This window comes from Streptomyces sp. NPDC005492, from assembly GCF_040605995.1.
In the GTDB taxonomy this organism is placed as follows: Bacteria; Actinomycetota; Actinomycetes; order Streptomycetales; family Streptomycetaceae; genus Streptomyces.
In genome coordinates this window covers 19,643-35,432 of sequence record NZ_JBEXDX010000018.1, presented here as the reverse complement: position 1 = coordinate 35,432, position 15,790 = coordinate 19,643, and the positions used below count along the sequence as shown (strand labels likewise).

Sequence of the window (15,790 nt, the reverse complement as noted above, 5' to 3'; positions counted from 1 at the left end):
TGCCCGCACGCCTTTCAGCCGGGGACACCAGACCGGGAGAACTCCATGTCCACCCCGTCCACCACCGTCAACGCTCCCTCCGCACCACCCCGACCCGTCAGGCTCGGCACCGTCCTCTTCGTCGTCGTCACCGCCTACTTGATGGTCGGCGTCGACTCCACCGTCGTCAACGTCGCGCTGCCCGACATCCAGAAAGACCTCGACTTCAGCCCCACCGGCCTGTCCTGGGTCCTCAACGCCTACACGCTCGCCTTCGGCGGACTGCTCCTGCTGGGCGGCCGGGTCGGGGACATCGTCGGCCGCCGCCGTACGCTCACGATCGGCGTCCTGCTCTTCGCCACGTCCTCCCTCCTGGGCGGGCTGGCCGCCGACAACGCCTGGTTGCTCGCGGCCCGCGCGCTCCAGGGCATGGGCGCCGCGCTCATCGCGCCCAACACCCTCGCCCTGATCACCACCAACTTCCCGGAGGGCCCGCGCCGCCACCACGCGCTCGGCATCTACACCTCCATGGCCGGCATCGGCGCCTCGATAGGGCTGGTCATCGGCGGCATGCTCACCTCGTGGGCGTCCTGGCGCTGGTCCCTGCTCATCAACGTACCGATCGGCATCGCGGTCGCCCTCGCCCTCCCCCGCTTCGTCGGCGAGACCCCGCGCCACGCGGGCCGGTTCGACGCGGCGGGCGCGCTCACCGGCACCGCCGGCATGACCTCGCTGGTGTACGCGTTCATCCGGGTCTCGTCGGACGGTTGGGGCGATCTCCAGGCACAGTTGGGGTTCAGCGCGGCGGCGGCCCTGCTGGCCGGCTTCACCCTGGTCGAGTCCCGCGCCGAACAGCCGATCATGCCGCTGCGCCTGTTCGCGAGCCGCAACCGCGCGGGCGGCTACGCGGGCGTCCTGCTGCTGCCGGCGGGCATGTTCGGCGCGTTCTACTTCCTCACCCTGATCAGTCAACGGGTACTGGACTACAGCCCGTTGCGCGCGGGCTTCGCCTTCCTGCCGATGACGCTCGCGATCTTCACGGTCGTCCGCTTCGTACCGCGACTGCTCGCCCGCTTCGGCGCGAAGCCGGTCCTGCTCACCGGTATGAGCCTGCTCGCCACTTCGGCCGGATGGCTCTGGCAACTCCGCCCGGACGACGGCTACTTGACCGGTCTCCTCGGCCCGCTCCTCCTGATGGGCGTGGGCGTCGGCCTCAGCTTCATGCCGCTCAACGCGACGATCCTCGCGGGCATCGAGCCCCGCGAGGCGGGCGCCGCGTCGGGCCTGCTCCAGACCCTCCAGTGGCTCGGCGGCACCCTGGGCCTGTCCATCCTGGTCACGGTCTACGGCACGGCGACCCGGCACGCGACCGGGTCACCGTCCGACATCCTGGTCCACGGCTCGGCCCGCGCGTTCGGCGTCGGCGCGCTGATCGCGCTGACCGCGCTGCTGGTGTCGGCGTTCGTGATCACCGGCAGGAGGACCGAGAAGGCGGCCTAGAACAGGGCGCTGTAGGCGTTCAGCGCCGGCTGACCGCCGAGGTGGGCGTAGAGCACGGTGGAGTCCCGGGCGATCTCGCCGCGCTCGACCAGGTCGATCATCCCGGCCATCGACTTGCCCTCGTAGACGGGGTCGGTGACCATCCCCTCGGTGCGGGCGGCGAGGCGCATCGCGTCCAGGGTGGTCTCGTCCGGGATGCCGTAGATGCCGGCGTGGTAGCGGTCGTCCAGTTCGACGTCGTCGACGGTCAACTCCCGCTTGACGCCAATCAGTTGGCCGGTGCCGTGCGCGATACGGGCGACCTGCTCGCGGGTCTCGGCGGGCTTCGCCGAGGCGTCGATGCCGAGCACGCGTCGCTCACGCCCGCCCGCCTCCTCCAGCGCCCGGAACCCGGCGACCATCCCTGCCTGGGTGGAGCCGGTCACCGAACACACCACCACGGTGTCGAAGAAGACGCCCAACTCCCGCTCCTGCTCGGCGACTTCGTAAGCCCAGTTGGCGAAGCCGAGGCCGCCGAGCGGGTGGTCGGAGGCGCCGGCCGGGATGGCGTACGGCTTGCCGCCGCTCTCCTCGACCTCCCGCAACGCCTGCTCCCAGCTCTCTTTGAAGCCGATACCGAACCCGGCCTTCACCAACCGCACATCGGCTCCGGCGAGCCGGCTGATCAGGATGTTGCCGACCTTGTCGTAGACGGAGTCGGGCCACTCCACCCAACTCTCCTGGATCAGCACGCACTTGAGCCCGGCGCGGGCGGCACAGGCCGCGACCTGGCGAGTGTGGTTGGACTGCACACCGCCGATCGAGACGAGGGTGTCGCAGCCCTTGGCGAGGGCGTCGGCGACGAGGTACTCCAGCTTGCGCGTCTTGTTGCCGCCGTACGCCACACCGGAGTTGCAGTCCTCGCGCTTGGCCCACAGGGCGGCGCCGCCGAGGTGGGCGGTGAGGCGCTCCAGCGGGTGGACGGGCGAGGGGCCGAAGAGGAGGGGGTAACGGTCGTACGAGGAAAGGGACATGGGGTTCTCCCGGGTCGGTCGGGGCACGGATCAGTCGGGGTCGGCGAGGCCTTCGAGGCCGCGCCAGATCTCCGCCGTCACGCGGACCGCGTCGTCCACGTCGCCGTCGGCACAGGCTTCGATGAGCCGCTCGTGCAGTCCTGCCGAACGGCAGTTGCCGCCCTCGCCGAAGCGTCGTCGCTCCAGCCGGCGGATCAGCGGGGTGTAGCGGGCGACGGTGGCGGCCGCGGCGCGGTTGCCGCTCACCCGGACCAGGACGTCGTGCAGTTCGTCGTCGGCACGCAGCGCGGCGTCCACGTCCCCGGCGCGCACGGCGGCGGCGAACCGGTCGTTGGCGGAGCGCATCACGTCAACGTCCGTATCCCGCAGGAGGGGTACGGCGATCCGCGTGACCAACTCGTGCAGAGCCCCGACCACGGCCGCCGCGTCCCGTACGTCGGCGGCCACGACCGGGGTCACCCGCGTGTAGCTCTGCGGCTTGCTCTCCAGGAGCCCGTCGTCCACGAGCCGCGAGAACGCCTCCCGCACCGGCGCCCGCGACAGCCCGAGCCGCTCCGCCAACTCGGCGTCGCGCACCACCGCGCCGGGCTCGATCTCCCCGGCGACGATGGCGTCGCGGATCGCTTCGTAGGCGCGGTCCCTGAGCAGGGTGCGCCGGACGGGTCGTAGGGCCTCCATGAACCGAATCGTAGAACTGAAATGTTAGATGTCAATAGTGGCCGAGCCCACTGACACCTCAGGCGGCCCAGGGCCAGTCCGCGTCCCGGGCGGCCTCCAGCAGCGGCACCATCCGGAAGGCCGCGTCCGAGAGGCCGCCGAAGGTGTGCCGGTTGGCCTTGCCGGACGGGCCGTGCCCCACCCGGTATCCGGCGAGGTTCCAGGTGTAGACCGGCACGTGGGCCGGGACCTGCTCGGTCGGGTCGCCGTGGCGGCTGTACGCGGCCTGCTCGTCGGTGATGATCAGCACCCGGTCCTGGCCCCGGTAGTGCGCGCGGACCGCCGAAGTGGTGTCGGTGCCGCCCAGGTCGCCGAAGCGGCCCAGGGTCTTGAGTACCGAGTCGCGCGCGCCGAAGTCCAGCCGCCTGCTCGTGGTGCCGAACTCGACGAGGTCCGCGTCGGCCGCCCGCAGCGCGAGCGCCGCGCCGAAGATCGCCGCCGCGTCGGCCCGGTTGAGCTCCGAGCGGTCGGACAGCCGCGCGTAGAACATCGAACCCGAGCGGTCCACCAGCACCAGCGTGCGGCCGGGCAGCGCGGGCACGTTGGCCAGCGAGTGGCCGAGCGCCCGCTCCAGCGGGTACGACCAGCGCAGCGAGGGCGCGTGCCGGTACGCGGCGAGGTACCGGAAGGGGAACTGCCGCGAGCGCGCGACCTCCGCCGGGTCGCTGATCTTCGCCGCGACCCGGGCCGCGACCTCGTCCGAGACCCCGGCCTCGTCGAAGTTGCGCAGGTTGCGGACCAGCGCCATCGAGCCCATGGAGGGGATGACGGCTTCCCAGGCCGCCTTGTCCATCGGGCCCTGGAGCCAGCCGGCCAGCGCCTCCCAGGTCATCCCGGCCGCCGCGAGCCGCTCGGCGCCGTCGGGCGCGGTGACGACCGCGCGCCGCCGCTCGACGGGCAGCGCCATCAGCTCGCGGTGCGCGGTCAGCACGGTGTTCGACGCGGGCGGTACGGCGGTGTCCGGGTGGTGCCGGCGGTCCAGGGCGTACTGGAACAGCTCGCCCTGCCACGCCTTGTCCGGGTCCGGCGCCGCGTGCACCAGGTTGAGGATGTCGCCGAAGCGGTACCCCTTGGACTCGGTGTCGTACTTCAGCAGCGACCGGCCGCCGTAGAGGCGTCGTACGGCGTCGGCGACACCGCGCTTGACGGGCTTGGGGATGTTACGGCCGTACAGCGCGGTCCAGTACGCGAGCAGCTCGCCGGGCTCGTCCGGGCGCCGGAGCACGGAGTCGACGACCTGGCGGTTGGAGGGGCCGTCGGTCGCGCCGGCGTCGAGGCGGGCCTTCACGTACTCGGCGGCGCCCACGATCGAGGCGGTACGGAGGTTTCCCTCGCCGCGCAGCCAGCCGAGGAGGCCGGCCGTCCAGGCGGGGTCGGTGACGGCGAGCTCGCGCACGAGGGTCGCGAAGCGGTCGTCGCGGTCGGCGCCGGTCTCGTAGAAGGTCTGCTGCGAGACGAAGTTGGCCACCGCGAGCAGGAAGAGCTCGGAGCGCGCGTCACGCTCACGGCCCTTGCCGCCCTGATAGGTACGGAGCACGCGGCCCGTGGAGGTGACGCGCGAAGTGGGCTGGGGCTTCGCCGCCTTGGTGTTGAATCGCGCCATGGTGAATTCCCCCGAATTCTTTGGTGTTTCGGAAGGAGGGCGCAGCGAAAGGTGGGTGCCCGAGTTCAGAAGGCGGCGACGGACTTAGCCAGATGCTCTACCGAATTGAGCTACACCGACCCGAAGTCGATGACGGGACTCGAACCCGCAACCGTCCGATCCAATGAAGTAACCGTTGCCTACGCACCGGGCACCCACCATGAGCTGCGCCTCCCGAGATCAAGAACGGCCGCGGTGCCTGATTCGGTTTCAACGAAGTAACCGCCGCCTGCGCACCGGGAGGTGCGTGCTGTTGTGATCTCAGAGTAGGAGGCGCAGCCGAGGATGGGCGAACGAATTACTAGCCGCGCTTCTGCCGCTTCCATGGCCCCGTGATCGCCAGCATGATCCCCGGCGTCTGGATGTTGGCGTACAGGGTCTTGCCGTCGGGTGAGAAAGTGACGCCGGTGAACTCGCTGTATTCGGGCTTCTCTGCGGTGCCGATGTTGAGTTCGTTGCGGGCGATCGGGTACGTGCGGCCGCTGTCCGTCGCGCCGAAGAGGTGCTGGACGCCCTCGCCGTCCTCGGCGATGACGAGGCCGCCGTAGGGAGAGACGGTGATGTTGTCGGGGCCGTCGAACGCGCCGTCCACGGACGGGTCCGGGTTGACGCCGAGCAGCACCTTCAGGGTCAGGGTGCGGCGCTTGGGGTCGTAGAACCAGACGGCGCCGTCGTGCTGGACGGGGCTCTCCGTGCGGGCGAACGAGGAGACGATGTAGGTGCCGCCGTCGCCCCACCACATGCCCTCCAGCTTGCGGGCGCGGGTGACCTCACCGGTGGCGAACTGCTTGCGGACGGAGGTGGTCTTGGCGTCGCGGTCGGGGACGTCGACCCAGTCCACGCCGTAGACCGTGCCGATCTTCGTGGCGCGGGAGAGGTCGTCGATGAACTTGCCGCCGGAGTCGAAGCACTTGAAGGCCTGGAGGACGCCCGCGTCGTCGGCGAGGGTGCGCAGTTGGCCGCGGCCGTGGTGGAAGTGCTCCGGCGGGGTCCAGCGGTAGAGGAGGCCGTTCGGGTTCGCCGCGTCCTCGGTCAGGTAGAGGTGGCCGCGCTTGGGGTCGACGACGACCGCTTCGTGGGCGTAGCGGCCAAGTGCCTTGATGGGCTTGGGGTTTCGGTTGGCGCGCCGGTCGGCGGGGTCGACCTCGAAGACGTAACCGTGGTCCTTGGTGAAGCCGTTGGTGCCGGCCTTGTCCTCGGTCTCCTCGCAGGTGAGCCAGGTGTCCCAAGGGGTGTTGCCGCCCGCGCAGTTGGTGGCGGTGCCGGCGACGCCGACCCACTCGGCGACGTGGTCGCGGCGGACCTCGACGACCGTGCAGCCGCCGGCCGCGGCGGGGTCGTAGACGAGGCCCTCGGTGAGCGGGACGGGGTGGGGCCAGTTGGCGCGGGGGCCGGCCAGTTCGTGGTTGTTGACGAGGAGGGTGGCGCCGCGCGGGCCGTCGAAGGTGGACGTGCCGTCGTGGTTGGAGGGGGTGAACTCGCCCGATTCCAGCTTGGTCTTGCCGCTGTAGGTGATGACGCGGTACTTGAAGCCGGCGGGGAGGGCGAGGAGGCCGTCGGGGTCGGCGATCAGCGGGCCGTAGCCGACGCCGACGTGTCCGGCCGTCGATTTCCCGGCCGTGCTCTCGGCGTCTACGTCGGTGTCGGTGAAGGCGAGTGCGTTGGGTGCGGTGGCGAGGGCGCCGACGCTGCCCGCCAGTGCGACCCCGGCACCGGTGATCGCGGATCTGGCGGCGAAATCCCTGCGAGTGAGCGACATGGTGTCTCCTGTGACGGTGGGTGTGCCGTGGAGGGTGGCGGACCTCGGTCGGCGCCACGCTTCCGCCCATGTCTGAACACGAGTTGAACGCCGGCCGACTTCGCCGGGCTCTCTTCCATGAATCCGTATGCGCTCACCCATGGGACTCAAAAGTCACGGGTGGCTCGCTGGTTCAACTCCCTTGCTGGGAGCGGGCCTTGAAGGCCGCCTTCCGTGCTTCCTTGGCGATCCGCTTGTCGGGGTGCAGCCGTCCCATCGCCTCCAGGACGTCCGCGGTCGCCGGGTGGTCCACCCGCCAGGCCGCCGCGAAGAACCCGTTGTGCTGCTGGGCCAGCCCCTCGACCAGGGCCTGCAGCTCCTCGGAGTTGCCCTCGGCGGCCAGTTGCGCGGCCACCGTGTCGACGGTCAGCCAGAACACCAGGTCCTCGGAGGGGGCGGGGACGTCACTCGCACCGCGTTCGCTGAGCCAGACGCGGGCGAGGCCGCCCAGTTCGGGGTCGTTGAGCACCGCGCGCACCGCGGGCTCGGCCTCGCCGCCAACGAGGGAGAGCGCCTGCTGGCAGAGCAGCCGTCGTAGCGGCGCGCCGGCGTCCCCACCGCGGGCCGCCGCCAGCAACTCCCGTGCGGCGTCGAGGGGTTCACGGCCGGCCAGCCACTGCTCGGTCTCGGCCCGCGCGGCCCCCTGCGGGAACGTCGACGTCCCGTCGAGCAGCGCGTCGGCGCCCTTGTCGGCGAGGTCTCCGACGGCGGGCGCCGCGAAGCCGGCCTCCAGGAGCCGGGCGCGCAGGCCGTAGAGGCCGAGCGGGGTGAGCCGCACCATGCCGTAGCGGGTGACGTCGGTCTCGTCGACGGCCGCCGAGGACCCGTCGGCCGGTTCGTCGGAGTCGGCCATGAGGGCCTCGTCGACGGGCTGGTACTCGACGATCCCGACCGGTGCGAGCAGCCGGAACTGGTCGTCGAGGCGCATCATCGCCTCGGAGACCTGCTCCAGTACGTCGTTGGTGGGCTCCCCCATGTCGCTGGGCACGATCATCGACGCGGCCAGCGCGGGCAGCGGGACGGGGCCGTCGCCGGGGCCGTCCTCGTTGACGGTCAGCAGATAGAGGTTGCCGAGGACGCCGTCGAGGAACTCGGCCTCCGCCTCGGGGTCCCAGTCGAGTGACGAGAAATCGACCTCGCCGCCCTCGTCCACGGCGTCGACAAGACCGTCCAGATCGGGCACGCTCGCATCGGCGAGGAGGGTGTCGAGGGCGCCGAGCCACACCGCGAGCACGTCGTGCGGCGAGCCGGAGGTGAGCAGGGCCAGCTCCTCGCCCGCCGCCACGGTGCCCTCCTCCTCGTCGACGACCTCGACGAGCCCGGTGTCCACGGCGACCCGCCAGGCCTCGCTCGCGTCGGCCGCGGCGTCGTCGCCGGTCAGCCCGAGCACCTCGGCCGCGGCGGGCAACTGCTCGTCGACAAGGCCGCCACCGGCGTCGATCCGGGTGTCGGGCCCCGCCCAGCGGGCGAGCCGTGCCGCCCGGGCGAGCAGGGGGGTGGACAGCGCGTCGCGCGCCAGCTCCGCTTCGGAGTGCAGCCGCACCGGCGGCAGGGGGGAGCTGTCTGACATCGGCGGGTTCTCCTAGGGCGCCTCGATGGCCGTACCACGGCCGTACACGACACACGACTCAGCCGCTCAGCCTAGACGGATTTCCACCCATGCCGCCCGGTTCACGTGCTGGCCGCACGGTGTACATGGCTGAAACCTTGACAACTGGGCGTCCCCGCAATGAGATTGACGCGCGTAGAAATGTCATGGACACCCAATCCAGGTATCTTCTACGCGCGTCGCAACCGCCCCACCGGTCGTGGCTCCCACCGCCGCCGCACCCGCTCCACCCTTTCCACGCACCCTCGTCCCGGCACTCATGCATGTCCCCGGAGGGATCCCGTTGCCGAGCAAGTCCTCCGCGCGTCTCGCCGCGCTGACCGTCGCCGCCGTCTGTTCCATGGCGTCCACGATCGTTCTCACCTCGCCCGCGCACGCCGACGGCGTCCGCATCCACGACATCCAGGGCACCACCCGGGTGTCCCCGTACGCCGGCCAGAAGGTCACGGACGTACCGGGCATCGTCACCGCCGTGCGGACGTACGGCTCGTCCAAGGGCTTCTGGTTCCAGGACGCGACCCCGGACGCCGACCCGGCCACCAGTGAGGGCGTGTTCGTCTTCACCAGCTCGACCCCGAAGGTCGCCGTCGGCGACGCGGTGACCGTCTCCGGCACGGTCTCCGAGTACGTCCCGGGCGGCGCCGCCACGGGCAACCAGTCGCTGACCGAGATCAGCAAGCCGACGGTCACCGTCGTCTCCAGCGGCAACGCCGTACCGGCCCCCGTGGTGATCAGCGCCAAGTCGGTGCCGGCCGCGTACACCCCGGCCGGCGACACCGCCGCGAGCGGTTCGATCAACGGGCTGCCCCTCCAGCCGAAGAAGTACGCCCTGGACTACTACGAGTCCCTCGAGGGCATGAACGTCCAGGTCTCCGACGCGCGCGTGGTCACCGCGACCGACCCGTACGCGGAGCTGTGGGTCACGGTCAAGCCGCACGAGAACGCCAGTCGCCGCGGCGGCACGGTCTACGGCTCGTACACCTCGCAGAACACCGGCCGCCTGCAGATCCAGTCCCTGGGCGCGACCGCGGACTTCCCGGTCGTCAACGTCGGCGACAAGCTGACAGGCACCACGGCCGGCCCGATGGACTTCAACGCGTACGGCGGCTACACGCTCGTCGCCAGCGAGATCGGCGCCGTGAAGAGCGGCGGCCTCCAGCGCGAGACGACGAAGAAGCAGTCGAAGAACCAGCTCGCGGTGGCGACGTACAACGTCGAGAACCTCGACCCGTCGGACGGCACCTTCGCCGCACACGCCGCCGCGATCGTGAACAACCTCCAGTCGCCCGACATCGTGTCCCTGGAGGAGATCCAGGACAACAACGGCGCGACGGACGACGGCACGGTCGACGCGAGCGTCACCGTGAACAAGCTGATCGACGCGATCGTCGCGGCGGGCGGCCCCCAGTACGACTGGCGCTCGATCGACCCGGTCAACGACCAGGACGGCGGCGAGCCCGGCGGCAACATCCGCCAGGTGTTCCTGTTCAACCCGCAGCGGGTCTCCTTCACCGACCGCGCGGGCGGCGACTCCACCACCGCCGTCGGTGTCACCAAGGTGCACGGCAAGGCCCAGCTGACCGCCTCCCCCGGCCGGATCGACCCGGCCAACGCTGCCTGGAGCGCCAGCCGCAAGCCGCTCGCGGGCGAGTTCGTCTTCAAGGGCAGGACAGTCTTCGTGATCGCCAACCACCTGATCTCGAAGGGCGGCGACCAGCCGCTGACCGCGCAGTACCAGCCGGTCACCCGCAGCTCGGAGACCCAGCGGCACGCGCAGGCGACGGCGGTCAACGCCTTCGTCCAGCAGATCCTCGCCGCGCAGAAGGACGCCGACGTCATCACGCTCGGCGACATGAACGACTTCGAGTTCTCCGACACGGCGAAGATCCTCGAAGGCAAGGGAGAGTTGTACTCGGCGATCAAGTCCCTGCCGAAGAACGAGCGTTACACGTACGACTACCAGGGCAACGAGCAGGTCCTGGACCAGATCCTGATCAGCCCGTCGATCCGCAAGGACTGCTTCGAGTACGACAGCGTTCACGTCAACTCGGAGTTCAACGACCAGATCAGCGACCACGACCCGCAGGTGCTGCGGTTCCAGCCGTAGCACCTACGGCGATCGAGGACGGGTTGGACGGGGTCTCGCACACCGGCACCAGGTCAGGCGAAGACCCCGTTCAGCCAGTTCTGCCAGGCGAGTTCGTTCGCCTTGGCGTCGGCGTCCGGCGCGAAGTCGTGGACGCTGACACCGACCGGGGCACCCCAGTGGTTGCGCCCGAAGAAGCGGATCAACGCGCTGTCGGTGCGCAGTCCGATGAAGTACGGGTCGCGGAAGTCGACCACGGCATCCAGGAGTTGACCCTCCGGTCCGCGCGCCTGGACCTGTGCCCCCTCCGCGATGTCGTCCGCGAGGCCGAGCGCCCGGCCGACAACTCCGAAGGCGTCGGCGGCGGTTGAGGCACCGGGGCCGTTGAGCGTGGCGAAGGCGACGGGCCGGCCCGCGAAGTGGGTGACGTACTCCCGCAGCGTGTGCAGGTAGAAGGCGTTGTGCTTGCTCGCGCCGTCGTACTGGTTGTCCCAGTCGTCGGTGAAGATCCCGCTGTGCACATACCGCACCCAGGCGCGGCGGCCGTCATCGCGGGGCTCGATGGTCTCGTCGATCTGGTTGAGGCTCTGGGTCGGGAAGCCGACGTCCTCGGTGCGGGCGGTGAGCCGGTGCGGCGGGTCGAAGGTGGTGAGGGTGGATCCGAAGGGGCCGACGCGGTTCTCGCCGTCGTACTCCATCGGCCACAGCCAGCCGCCCGTACCGTCGGTGATCGCCGCCCACACCTCCTCGGGGGTGGCGTCGACCTCAAACTCGTAGACGATCTCGAATTCCTTGGACATGACCAACTCCTGAGTCCTACTGGTCCAGTTCTGGGGTGGATGGCTTCTTGACCGTGGGGTGGACGGCGACCACGATCCGGTGGTCGCGGCCCTCCTCCGTCTCCCCCGCGTCGTACTTGCGGATGAGGGCGCTCACGCCTGCGGTCAGTTCCTGGATGAACGCGGCCCGGTCGGCGGCGGACGCGAAGCGCACCTCGCCGTCCAGCGCGTAGGTCGCCAGTCGCTGGTGGGCCTTGGCCGCGCCGGTGATCAGCGAGCCGACGTCCCGCACCAGCCGGGCGCCGAGCGCCAGCAGCCAGCGTGCGGAGAGCTGGTCGCGGAAGCGGTCCGGGTCCGGCTGTACGGCGGCGAGCGCGAGCGGCGAGATGACGTACGACGCGGCGGTCGCGCGCATCAGCCGCTCGGTGACATTGCCCTTGCGCCGCTCCCCGGCCAGCTCGACCAGGCCGTGCCGCTCCAGCGCCTTGAGGTGGTAGTTCACCTTCTGCCGGGGCAGTCCGACCTTGCCGGCCAGCATGGTGGCGGACGCGGGTCCGGCCGCCAGCTCGGCGAGCAGCCGGGCCCTTATGGGGTCCAGCGAGACGGCTGCGGCCTCGGGGTCCTCGATCACGGTGACGTCCAGCATGCGTCCACCGTCTCACCGAAAACTTTTTTTGTCCAGGAGGATGGGATTGTCGGTGGGACCATCGACCGCAGCGCGGAGGAGCACCGCACGGCCGCCGCGCTCACCGAGGCGCTGTCCGTCCTCGTGCCGTCGATCGAATCGGAGATCCGCGGCCCCAAGAGACCGCACGTCCGCGCCCCCTCGGCCCGTCCGCCCACTCCCGTCCGCGCACCGACCGAGAGCGAGCGGATCGCCAGGGAGAAGCAGCGACTCACCATGATCAGGAAGCACTGGAACCAGCTCTGCGGCATCGTCCACATCTGGCACGGGAGCGAGGGCTACGACCGGGACCGGTGGCGGCGGGTGAGCTTCCTGGACGCGGCCGCGGAGGCTGGGTATCACCGGGCTCGCGGCCGAGCGGTCGTCGTGACGGTCACCGGCCACAGTCAGTCGGGGACCAGCCCGAGTGCGTGGCCGTAGCGGCTGACCGTGGTGCTCTTCAACCCCGGCCAGGTCTGGACGCGTTCCCACAGTGCGGTGGCGGAGCCGATGCCGTCGCCCGGGGCCGCGAGGGCCTCGATGTGGGACTGGGCGCTGTCCCATTCGGCGTAGTTGAGGACGCGGGTGCCGTCGGTGGAGAGGTGAAAGTGGGCGGAGATGCCGCCGGGGTGCGGGGCCGGTTCGTGCTCCAGCGCCTCGAACACGGCGTCCACCCAGGCGCGTTGGCGGTCGGGGTCGGGACCCTCGAACTCGACGTCGACGATCACGACGCAGCCTGGGACGCGGCCACCCCGGTCCGCCGGGCCGCCGCTGCGGTAGTGCCGGTAGCGGCCGAGGCCCAGTCGTTCGATGCCGGGTACGGCGGCGTCGATCTCGTCGACGCGCTCCTGACGGCGGGTCCGGACGAAGGCCTCGTACGCCTGCTCGCTCGTCCACTGCGAGTAGTGCAGCAGGGTGGAGGCGTCGTGGCCGGTGTAGACGTGGTAGCCGAGGAGGTCGTCGCTGGGCCACGGCCGGCGCTCCCAGGCCCCGGCGACCGCCTCGGCCGTCCGCCGCTGGCGCAGTGGTGTGTCCACGCGCCAGGTGCTGAAGCAGGGGGCGCCGATGCGGGGGTCGGCGAGGTCGGGGTGGGAGTCGGTGCGACGGGTCGTGGTCATGCTGGCCTCCACTGATCGGTACGGGTGTGTGCACCGACCAGCCTTCAACCTCGACCAGCCTTGAGGTCAAGGCTCGGTCTGCGGCTGCGCCCCGCCCCCTTCCAGGCGTGCCAGCCGGCTCTGGAACCAGTCGAGCCTGGCCTGCAACAGGGCGGCCTCCGCGACGAGTTCGGGCACCCCGAGCCCCTCGGGCAGCCCCGGGTCGACGGTCGCCACCGTGCCGCTGCTCCCCGCCACCACCCGCAGTCCGTCCCCGGCCAGCCGGGCGAACGCGGCGAGCGAGACGGACGTACGGTCACGGACGCAGCCCGCGCACGTGGCGGCCAGGGCGCGCCAACCGGGCCTGCCCCAACCGGCGTCGGCGAGCGCGACGGCTCGCGCGCCGCAGGCACAGGGGCCGACGGTGGCGGTGCGGACGCGTTGGCGGGCGTAGCGGAAGCCGCGTTCGAAGCGGATGTAGGCGCCGAGCACGGTGATGTCGAGGAGGACCGCCTCGCGGTGCTCGGCGGTGCACAACAGGGCTTCCGCGGACGCCCGTTCATGCACACAGTGGAAGCCGCAGTCGCAGCGTCGCGCCGGGGCGCGGTGCCGTCGGCCGTACACGCAGGACGCGTCGGCCACGACTCCGTACGGCAGCGCGCCGCCCAGCGACACACCGGTGAACCCGGCCCGGGTGCCGTCCTGGGACAGCACCGGGTGGGCGATCTTGAATCCGGTCGGCGGCTCCGTCGGTCGTTCCTCGGGGAGCCGCAGCCTCATCGGGCGGCCGGGGCCTCTTCGGGTACCTTCAACTCCTCGGCCCGCTCAGCCAGTTGAAGTTCCTCTTCGTGGTCCTGGGGTCGCTCTTCCGCGACTCCGGTGGCCAGTGCCTTGCCGAGCTTCATGACGCCTCCCGTGACCAGGGTGGATCGGCTTCCTGTACCTGTGACCTTCCTGGCCATGGTGGCCCATGAAGGGGCCAATTGGACATAGGGCCTTGTGACGGCGGGCGGGCGGCAGGCGGCGGGTACGCATGGCCGGGGGCGCCGACGGGCATCGTGGCCCTGTGCACACGTTCGGGGTCGTCATCATCGTGGTCGTCGGTGTGTTCGTCTGGCTGCTCGCCGCCCTGCTCCTCGGCATCGGCCACACCTACTGGAGCGCACGGTGGACACGGGCGGCACACGTCGTGGTGTCCGTGGCGATCCTGGGGGCGCTGGCATTCGGGGTCTACAGGCTCGTCCTCGCCATTCCGGCCGACGGGTGCGGTGGGTCGTCGGCCCAGAAGTCGTGGTGCTCCCTGGGCTGACTCCGGTCAGTACGGGCCGCCCCGGAAGTACACGCTGCGTTGGCGCCGAGGTCGGTCGCCGTGTTCGTGTGCCGCGTCGGAGCGGTCGGCGGGGGCCGTGCGCTCGGCCAGGGCTCGGAGGGTGTTCAGGCCGGTCAGGATCTCGGCCCGGTGTTCGGAGGTCTTCATCCAGGCCGGCAGCCGCGCGAACATCGCCAGGGTCGGCGACAGACTGCCCCGCTCGCGCAACCGCGCGCCCACGTAGGCCCAGAGGGCATCGACATGCGCCTCGTCGTAGGCCCACAGGACGTGGCCGACGCACCGGGTCTGGAGCCAGAGGGGTCGCCGGAAGAAGGGGTCCTCGGTGCCGCCGGGTTCGGCGCCGACCAGGGCGTTGTCCCGCAGGTCGGCCGTCCAGTCGCGGACGGCACCGCATCCGGCGCACACCAACCGGCGCGGCTGGTACAGGAGTTCCGTGGCGTACCTGGGCGCGGGCAGACCAGGCCGCGGGACCACGAGCGCGCGGCCACCGCAGCCGGGGCAGACCACCAGTACGCGGCCGGTGAACCGGGCCAGCGGGACGCCGTCGTCGCGGTGGCGCGCGGGGTCCCCGGTGTCCGCGTCATCCATGTCGCAGCATTCCTTATCGATACCCTGCAGAAGAATTAAGTGGAGCTTCACTGTCGCTCCGCCGAGACTACTCCCATGACGAACACCGCGCCCTCCGCCCCACCGCCCTTCGGCCGCGCCCTGTGCGCGATGGTCACGCCCTTCACCGAGGCGGGGGCGCTCGACCTCGACGGTGCCCGACTCCTCGCCGAGCGGCTGGTGTCGGCGGGCTGTGACGGGCTGGTGCTGTCCGGGACGACCGGTGAGTCGCCGACCACGACGGACGCGGAGAAGTCGGCGCTCGTCACGGCGGTCCGGGAGGCGGTGGGTGCCGACGTGTCCCTCATCTCCGGCGTCGGCACCTTCGACACCCGGCACACCGTGGAACTCGCCCTGGCGGCCGAAAAGGCGGGCGCCGACGGAGTGTTGGTGGTCTCGCCCTACTACAGCAGGCCCCCGCAGGACGCCCTGGAAGCACACTTCCGCGAGGTCGCCGACGCCTCCGGACTGCCTCTCGTGCTCTACGACATCCCGGGCCGCACCGGCACCCGTATCGAACCGGAGACCATGATCCGGCTCGCCGAGCATCCCAGGATCGTCGCGGTCAAGGACTGCTCCTACGACATCCTCGGCACCCAAAAGGTGCTGGCCCGAACCGACTTGGCGTACTACGCGGGGTGCGACGAGCAGATTCTGGCGCTGTACGCGGTGGGCGCGACGGGGTACGTGAGCACGGTCGCGAACGTCGTGCCCACCCAACTCCGGGCGATCCTGGACGCGTTCGAGGCGGGCGACACCCCCGTGTCCGCCCGCCTCCAGCAACGCGCCACGCCGCTCATCGAGTTGATGATGGCGGCGGGGCTGCCCGGCACCGTCACCGCGAAGGCCCTGCTCAACGCGCTGGGCCTGCCCGGGGGGCCGGTCCGGGCACCGCTGCGGTCCGCCGGCCGCGGGGCGGTCGACGAACTCCTGGCGGCCTACGAGGAGTTCGTGACCGGGTGACCGAGGT

General features: G+C 70.9%; 16 protein-coding genes. 5 read left to right on the top strand and 11 right to left on the bottom strand.

Going from position 1 to position 15,790, the window contains the following annotated elements:
* Nucleotides 1-45: 45 nt before the first annotated feature.
* A complete protein-coding gene (locus ABZT04_RS23960; RefSeq protein ID WP_356059007.1) occupies nucleotides 46-1,479 on the top strand; it encodes an MFS transporter in 1,434 nt (477 codons plus the stop codon).
* Here ABZT04_RS23960 and ABZT04_RS23955 read toward each other — a convergent pair.
* From ABZT04_RS23955 to ABZT04_RS23935, 5 genes are all read right to left on the bottom strand, one after another.
* Entirely contained in the window at nucleotides 1,476-2,492 is a 1,017-nt protein-coding gene (locus tag ABZT04_RS23955) for a 1-aminocyclopropane-1-carboxylate deaminase (protein WP_356059006.1), read from the bottom strand. The genes ABZT04_RS23960 and ABZT04_RS23955 overlap by 4 nt on opposite strands.
* A 30-nt stretch (nucleotides 2,493-2,522) precedes the next feature.
* Entirely contained in the window at nucleotides 2,523-3,170 is a 648-nt protein-coding gene (locus ABZT04_RS23950; RefSeq protein ID WP_356059005.1) for a GntR family transcriptional regulator, read from the bottom strand.
* Nucleotides 3,171-3,228: 58 nt separating this feature from the next.
* Nucleotides 3,229-4,812, bottom strand: a complete 1,584-nt coding sequence (locus ABZT04_RS23945) for a TROVE domain-containing protein (RefSeq protein WP_356059004.1) — start codon at nucleotides 4,810-4,812, stop codon at nucleotides 3,229-3,231.
* A 340-nt stretch (nucleotides 4,813-5,152) separates the two neighbouring features.
* Nucleotides 5,153-6,610 (bottom strand): alkaline phosphatase PhoX, encoded by a 1,458-nt coding sequence (locus ABZT04_RS23940; protein WP_356059003.1) that lies wholly within the window; start codon nucleotides 6,608-6,610, stop codon nucleotides 5,153-5,155.
* A 172-nt stretch (nucleotides 6,611-6,782) separates the two neighbouring features.
* A complete protein-coding gene (locus ABZT04_RS23935; protein ID WP_356059002.1) occupies nucleotides 6,783-8,219 on the bottom strand; it encodes a hypothetical protein in 1,437 nt (478 codons plus the stop codon).
* A gap of 322 nt (nucleotides 8,220-8,541) precedes the next feature.
* Here ABZT04_RS23935 and ABZT04_RS23930 point away from each other — a divergent pair, with 322 nt between their 5' ends.
* On the top strand, nucleotides 8,542-10,365 hold the full coding sequence (locus ABZT04_RS23930; protein WP_356059001.1) for an endonuclease/exonuclease/phosphatase family protein: 1,824 nt from the start codon (nucleotides 8,542-8,544) through the stop codon (nucleotides 10,363-10,365).
* Between the two features lie 53 nt (nucleotides 10,366-10,418).
* Here the strand turns inward: ABZT04_RS23930 and ABZT04_RS23925 are convergent, their stop codons facing one another.
* Both ABZT04_RS23925 and ABZT04_RS23920 read right to left on the bottom strand, forming a co-directional pair.
* The gene (locus tag ABZT04_RS23925) at nucleotides 10,419-11,144 is read right to left on the bottom strand and encodes an SRPBCC domain-containing protein (protein ID WP_356059000.1); all 726 of its coding nucleotides are present in this window, start codon (nucleotides 11,142-11,144) and stop codon (nucleotides 10,419-10,421) included.
* A gap of 16 nt (nucleotides 11,145-11,160) precedes the next feature.
* Complete coding sequence (locus tag ABZT04_RS23920) at nucleotides 11,161-11,769, bottom strand: winged helix-turn-helix domain-containing protein (RefSeq protein ID WP_356058999.1); 609 nt, start codon at nucleotides 11,767-11,769, stop codon at nucleotides 11,161-11,163.
* Nucleotides 11,770-11,892: 123 nt separating this feature from the next.
* Between ABZT04_RS23920 and ABZT04_RS23915 the strand changes: the two genes are divergently transcribed.
* Nucleotides 11,893-12,228: a hypothetical protein gene (locus ABZT04_RS23915; RefSeq protein ID WP_356058998.1), complete on the top strand. Its 336-nt coding sequence runs from the start codon at nucleotides 11,893-11,895 to the stop codon at nucleotides 12,226-12,228.
* On the opposite strand, the gene ABZT04_RS23910 is transcribed toward ABZT04_RS23915, so the two are convergent.
* From ABZT04_RS23910 to ABZT04_RS23900, 3 genes are all read right to left on the bottom strand, one after another.
* Nucleotides 12,195-12,905, bottom strand: coding sequence for an antibiotic biosynthesis monooxygenase (locus tag ABZT04_RS23910; RefSeq protein WP_356058997.1), 711 nt, complete (start codon nucleotides 12,903-12,905; stop codon nucleotides 12,195-12,197). The genes ABZT04_RS23915 and ABZT04_RS23910 overlap by 34 nt on opposite strands.
* Before the next feature lie 66 nt (nucleotides 12,906-12,971).
* Nucleotides 12,972-13,664: a hypothetical protein gene (locus tag ABZT04_RS23905; protein ID WP_356058996.1), complete on the bottom strand. Its 693-nt coding sequence runs from the start codon at nucleotides 13,662-13,664 to the stop codon at nucleotides 12,972-12,974.
* On the bottom strand, nucleotides 13,661-13,789 hold the full coding sequence (locus ABZT04_RS23900; RefSeq protein ID WP_356058995.1) for a hypothetical protein: 129 nt from the start codon (nucleotides 13,787-13,789) through the stop codon (nucleotides 13,661-13,663). The genes ABZT04_RS23905 and ABZT04_RS23900 overlap by 4 nt, the downstream gene beginning before the upstream one ends.
* Nucleotides 13,790-13,950: 161 nt before the next feature.
* Here ABZT04_RS23900 and ABZT04_RS23895 point away from each other — a divergent pair, with 161 nt between their 5' ends.
* The gene (locus tag ABZT04_RS23895) at nucleotides 13,951-14,193 is read left to right on the top strand and encodes a hypothetical protein (RefSeq protein ID WP_356058994.1); all 243 of its coding nucleotides are present in this window, start codon (nucleotides 13,951-13,953) and stop codon (nucleotides 14,191-14,193) included.
* Nucleotides 14,194-14,199: 6 nt separating this feature from the next.
* On the opposite strand, the gene ABZT04_RS23890 is transcribed toward ABZT04_RS23895, so the two are convergent.
* Nucleotides 14,200-14,802 (bottom strand): hypothetical protein, encoded by a 603-nt coding sequence (locus tag ABZT04_RS23890; protein ID WP_356058993.1) that lies wholly within the window; start codon nucleotides 14,800-14,802, stop codon nucleotides 14,200-14,202.
* Between the two features lie 75 nt (nucleotides 14,803-14,877).
* Here ABZT04_RS23890 and dapA point away from each other — a divergent pair, with 75 nt between their 5' ends.
* Nucleotides 14,878-15,783, top strand: a complete 906-nt coding sequence (gene dapA / locus ABZT04_RS23885) for a 4-hydroxy-tetrahydrodipicolinate synthase (RefSeq protein ID WP_356058992.1) — start codon at nucleotides 14,878-14,880, stop codon at nucleotides 15,781-15,783.
* The last annotated feature ends 7 nt before the right edge of the window (nucleotides 15,784-15,790 follow it).

Bases quoted from the DNA above. Each gene is read 5' to 3' on its own strand.
- ABZT04_RS23960 (WP_356059007.1), top strand. From the start codon at position 46: ATGTCCACCCCGTCCACCACCGTCAACGCTCCCTCCGCACCACCCCGA.
- ABZT04_RS23955 (WP_356059006.1), bottom strand. From the start codon at position 2,492: ATGTCCCTTTCCTCGTACGACCGTTACCCCCTCCTCTTCGGCCCCTCG.
- ABZT04_RS23950 (WP_356059005.1), bottom strand. From the start codon at position 3,170: ATGGAGGCCCTACGACCCGTCCGGCGCACCCTGCTCAGGGACCGCGCC.
- ABZT04_RS23945 (WP_356059004.1), bottom strand. From the start codon at position 4,812: ATGGCGCGATTCAACACCAAGGCGGCGAAGCCCCAGCCCACTTCGCGC.
- ABZT04_RS23940 (WP_356059003.1), bottom strand. From the start codon at position 6,610: ATGTCGCTCACTCGCAGGGATTTCGCCGCCAGATCCGCGATCACCGGT.
- ABZT04_RS23935 (WP_356059002.1), bottom strand. From the start codon at position 8,219: ATGTCAGACAGCTCCCCCCTGCCGCCGGTGCGGCTGCACTCCGAAGCG.
- ABZT04_RS23925 (WP_356059000.1), bottom strand. From the start codon at position 11,144: ATGTCCAAGGAATTCGAGATCGTCTACGAGTTTGAGGTCGACGCCACC.
- ABZT04_RS23920 (WP_356058999.1), bottom strand. From the start codon at position 11,769: ATGCTGGACGTCACCGTGATCGAGGACCCCGAGGCCGCAGCCGTCTCG.
- ABZT04_RS23910 (WP_356058997.1), bottom strand. From the start codon at position 12,905: ATGACCACGACCCGTCGCACCGACTCCCACCCCGACCTCGCCGACCCC.
- ABZT04_RS23905 (WP_356058996.1), bottom strand. From the start codon at position 13,664: ATGAGGCTGCGGCTCCCCGAGGAACGACCGACGGAGCCGCCGACCGGA.
- ABZT04_RS23900 (WP_356058995.1), bottom strand. From the start codon at position 13,789: ATGAAGCTCGGCAAGGCACTGGCCACCGGAGTCGCGGAAGAGCGACCC.
- ABZT04_RS23890 (WP_356058993.1), bottom strand. From the start codon at position 14,802: ATGGATGACGCGGACACCGGGGACCCCGCGCGCCACCGCGACGACGGC.
- dapA (WP_356058992.1), top strand. From the start codon at position 14,878: ATGACGAACACCGCGCCCTCCGCCCCACCGCCCTTCGGCCGCGCCCTG.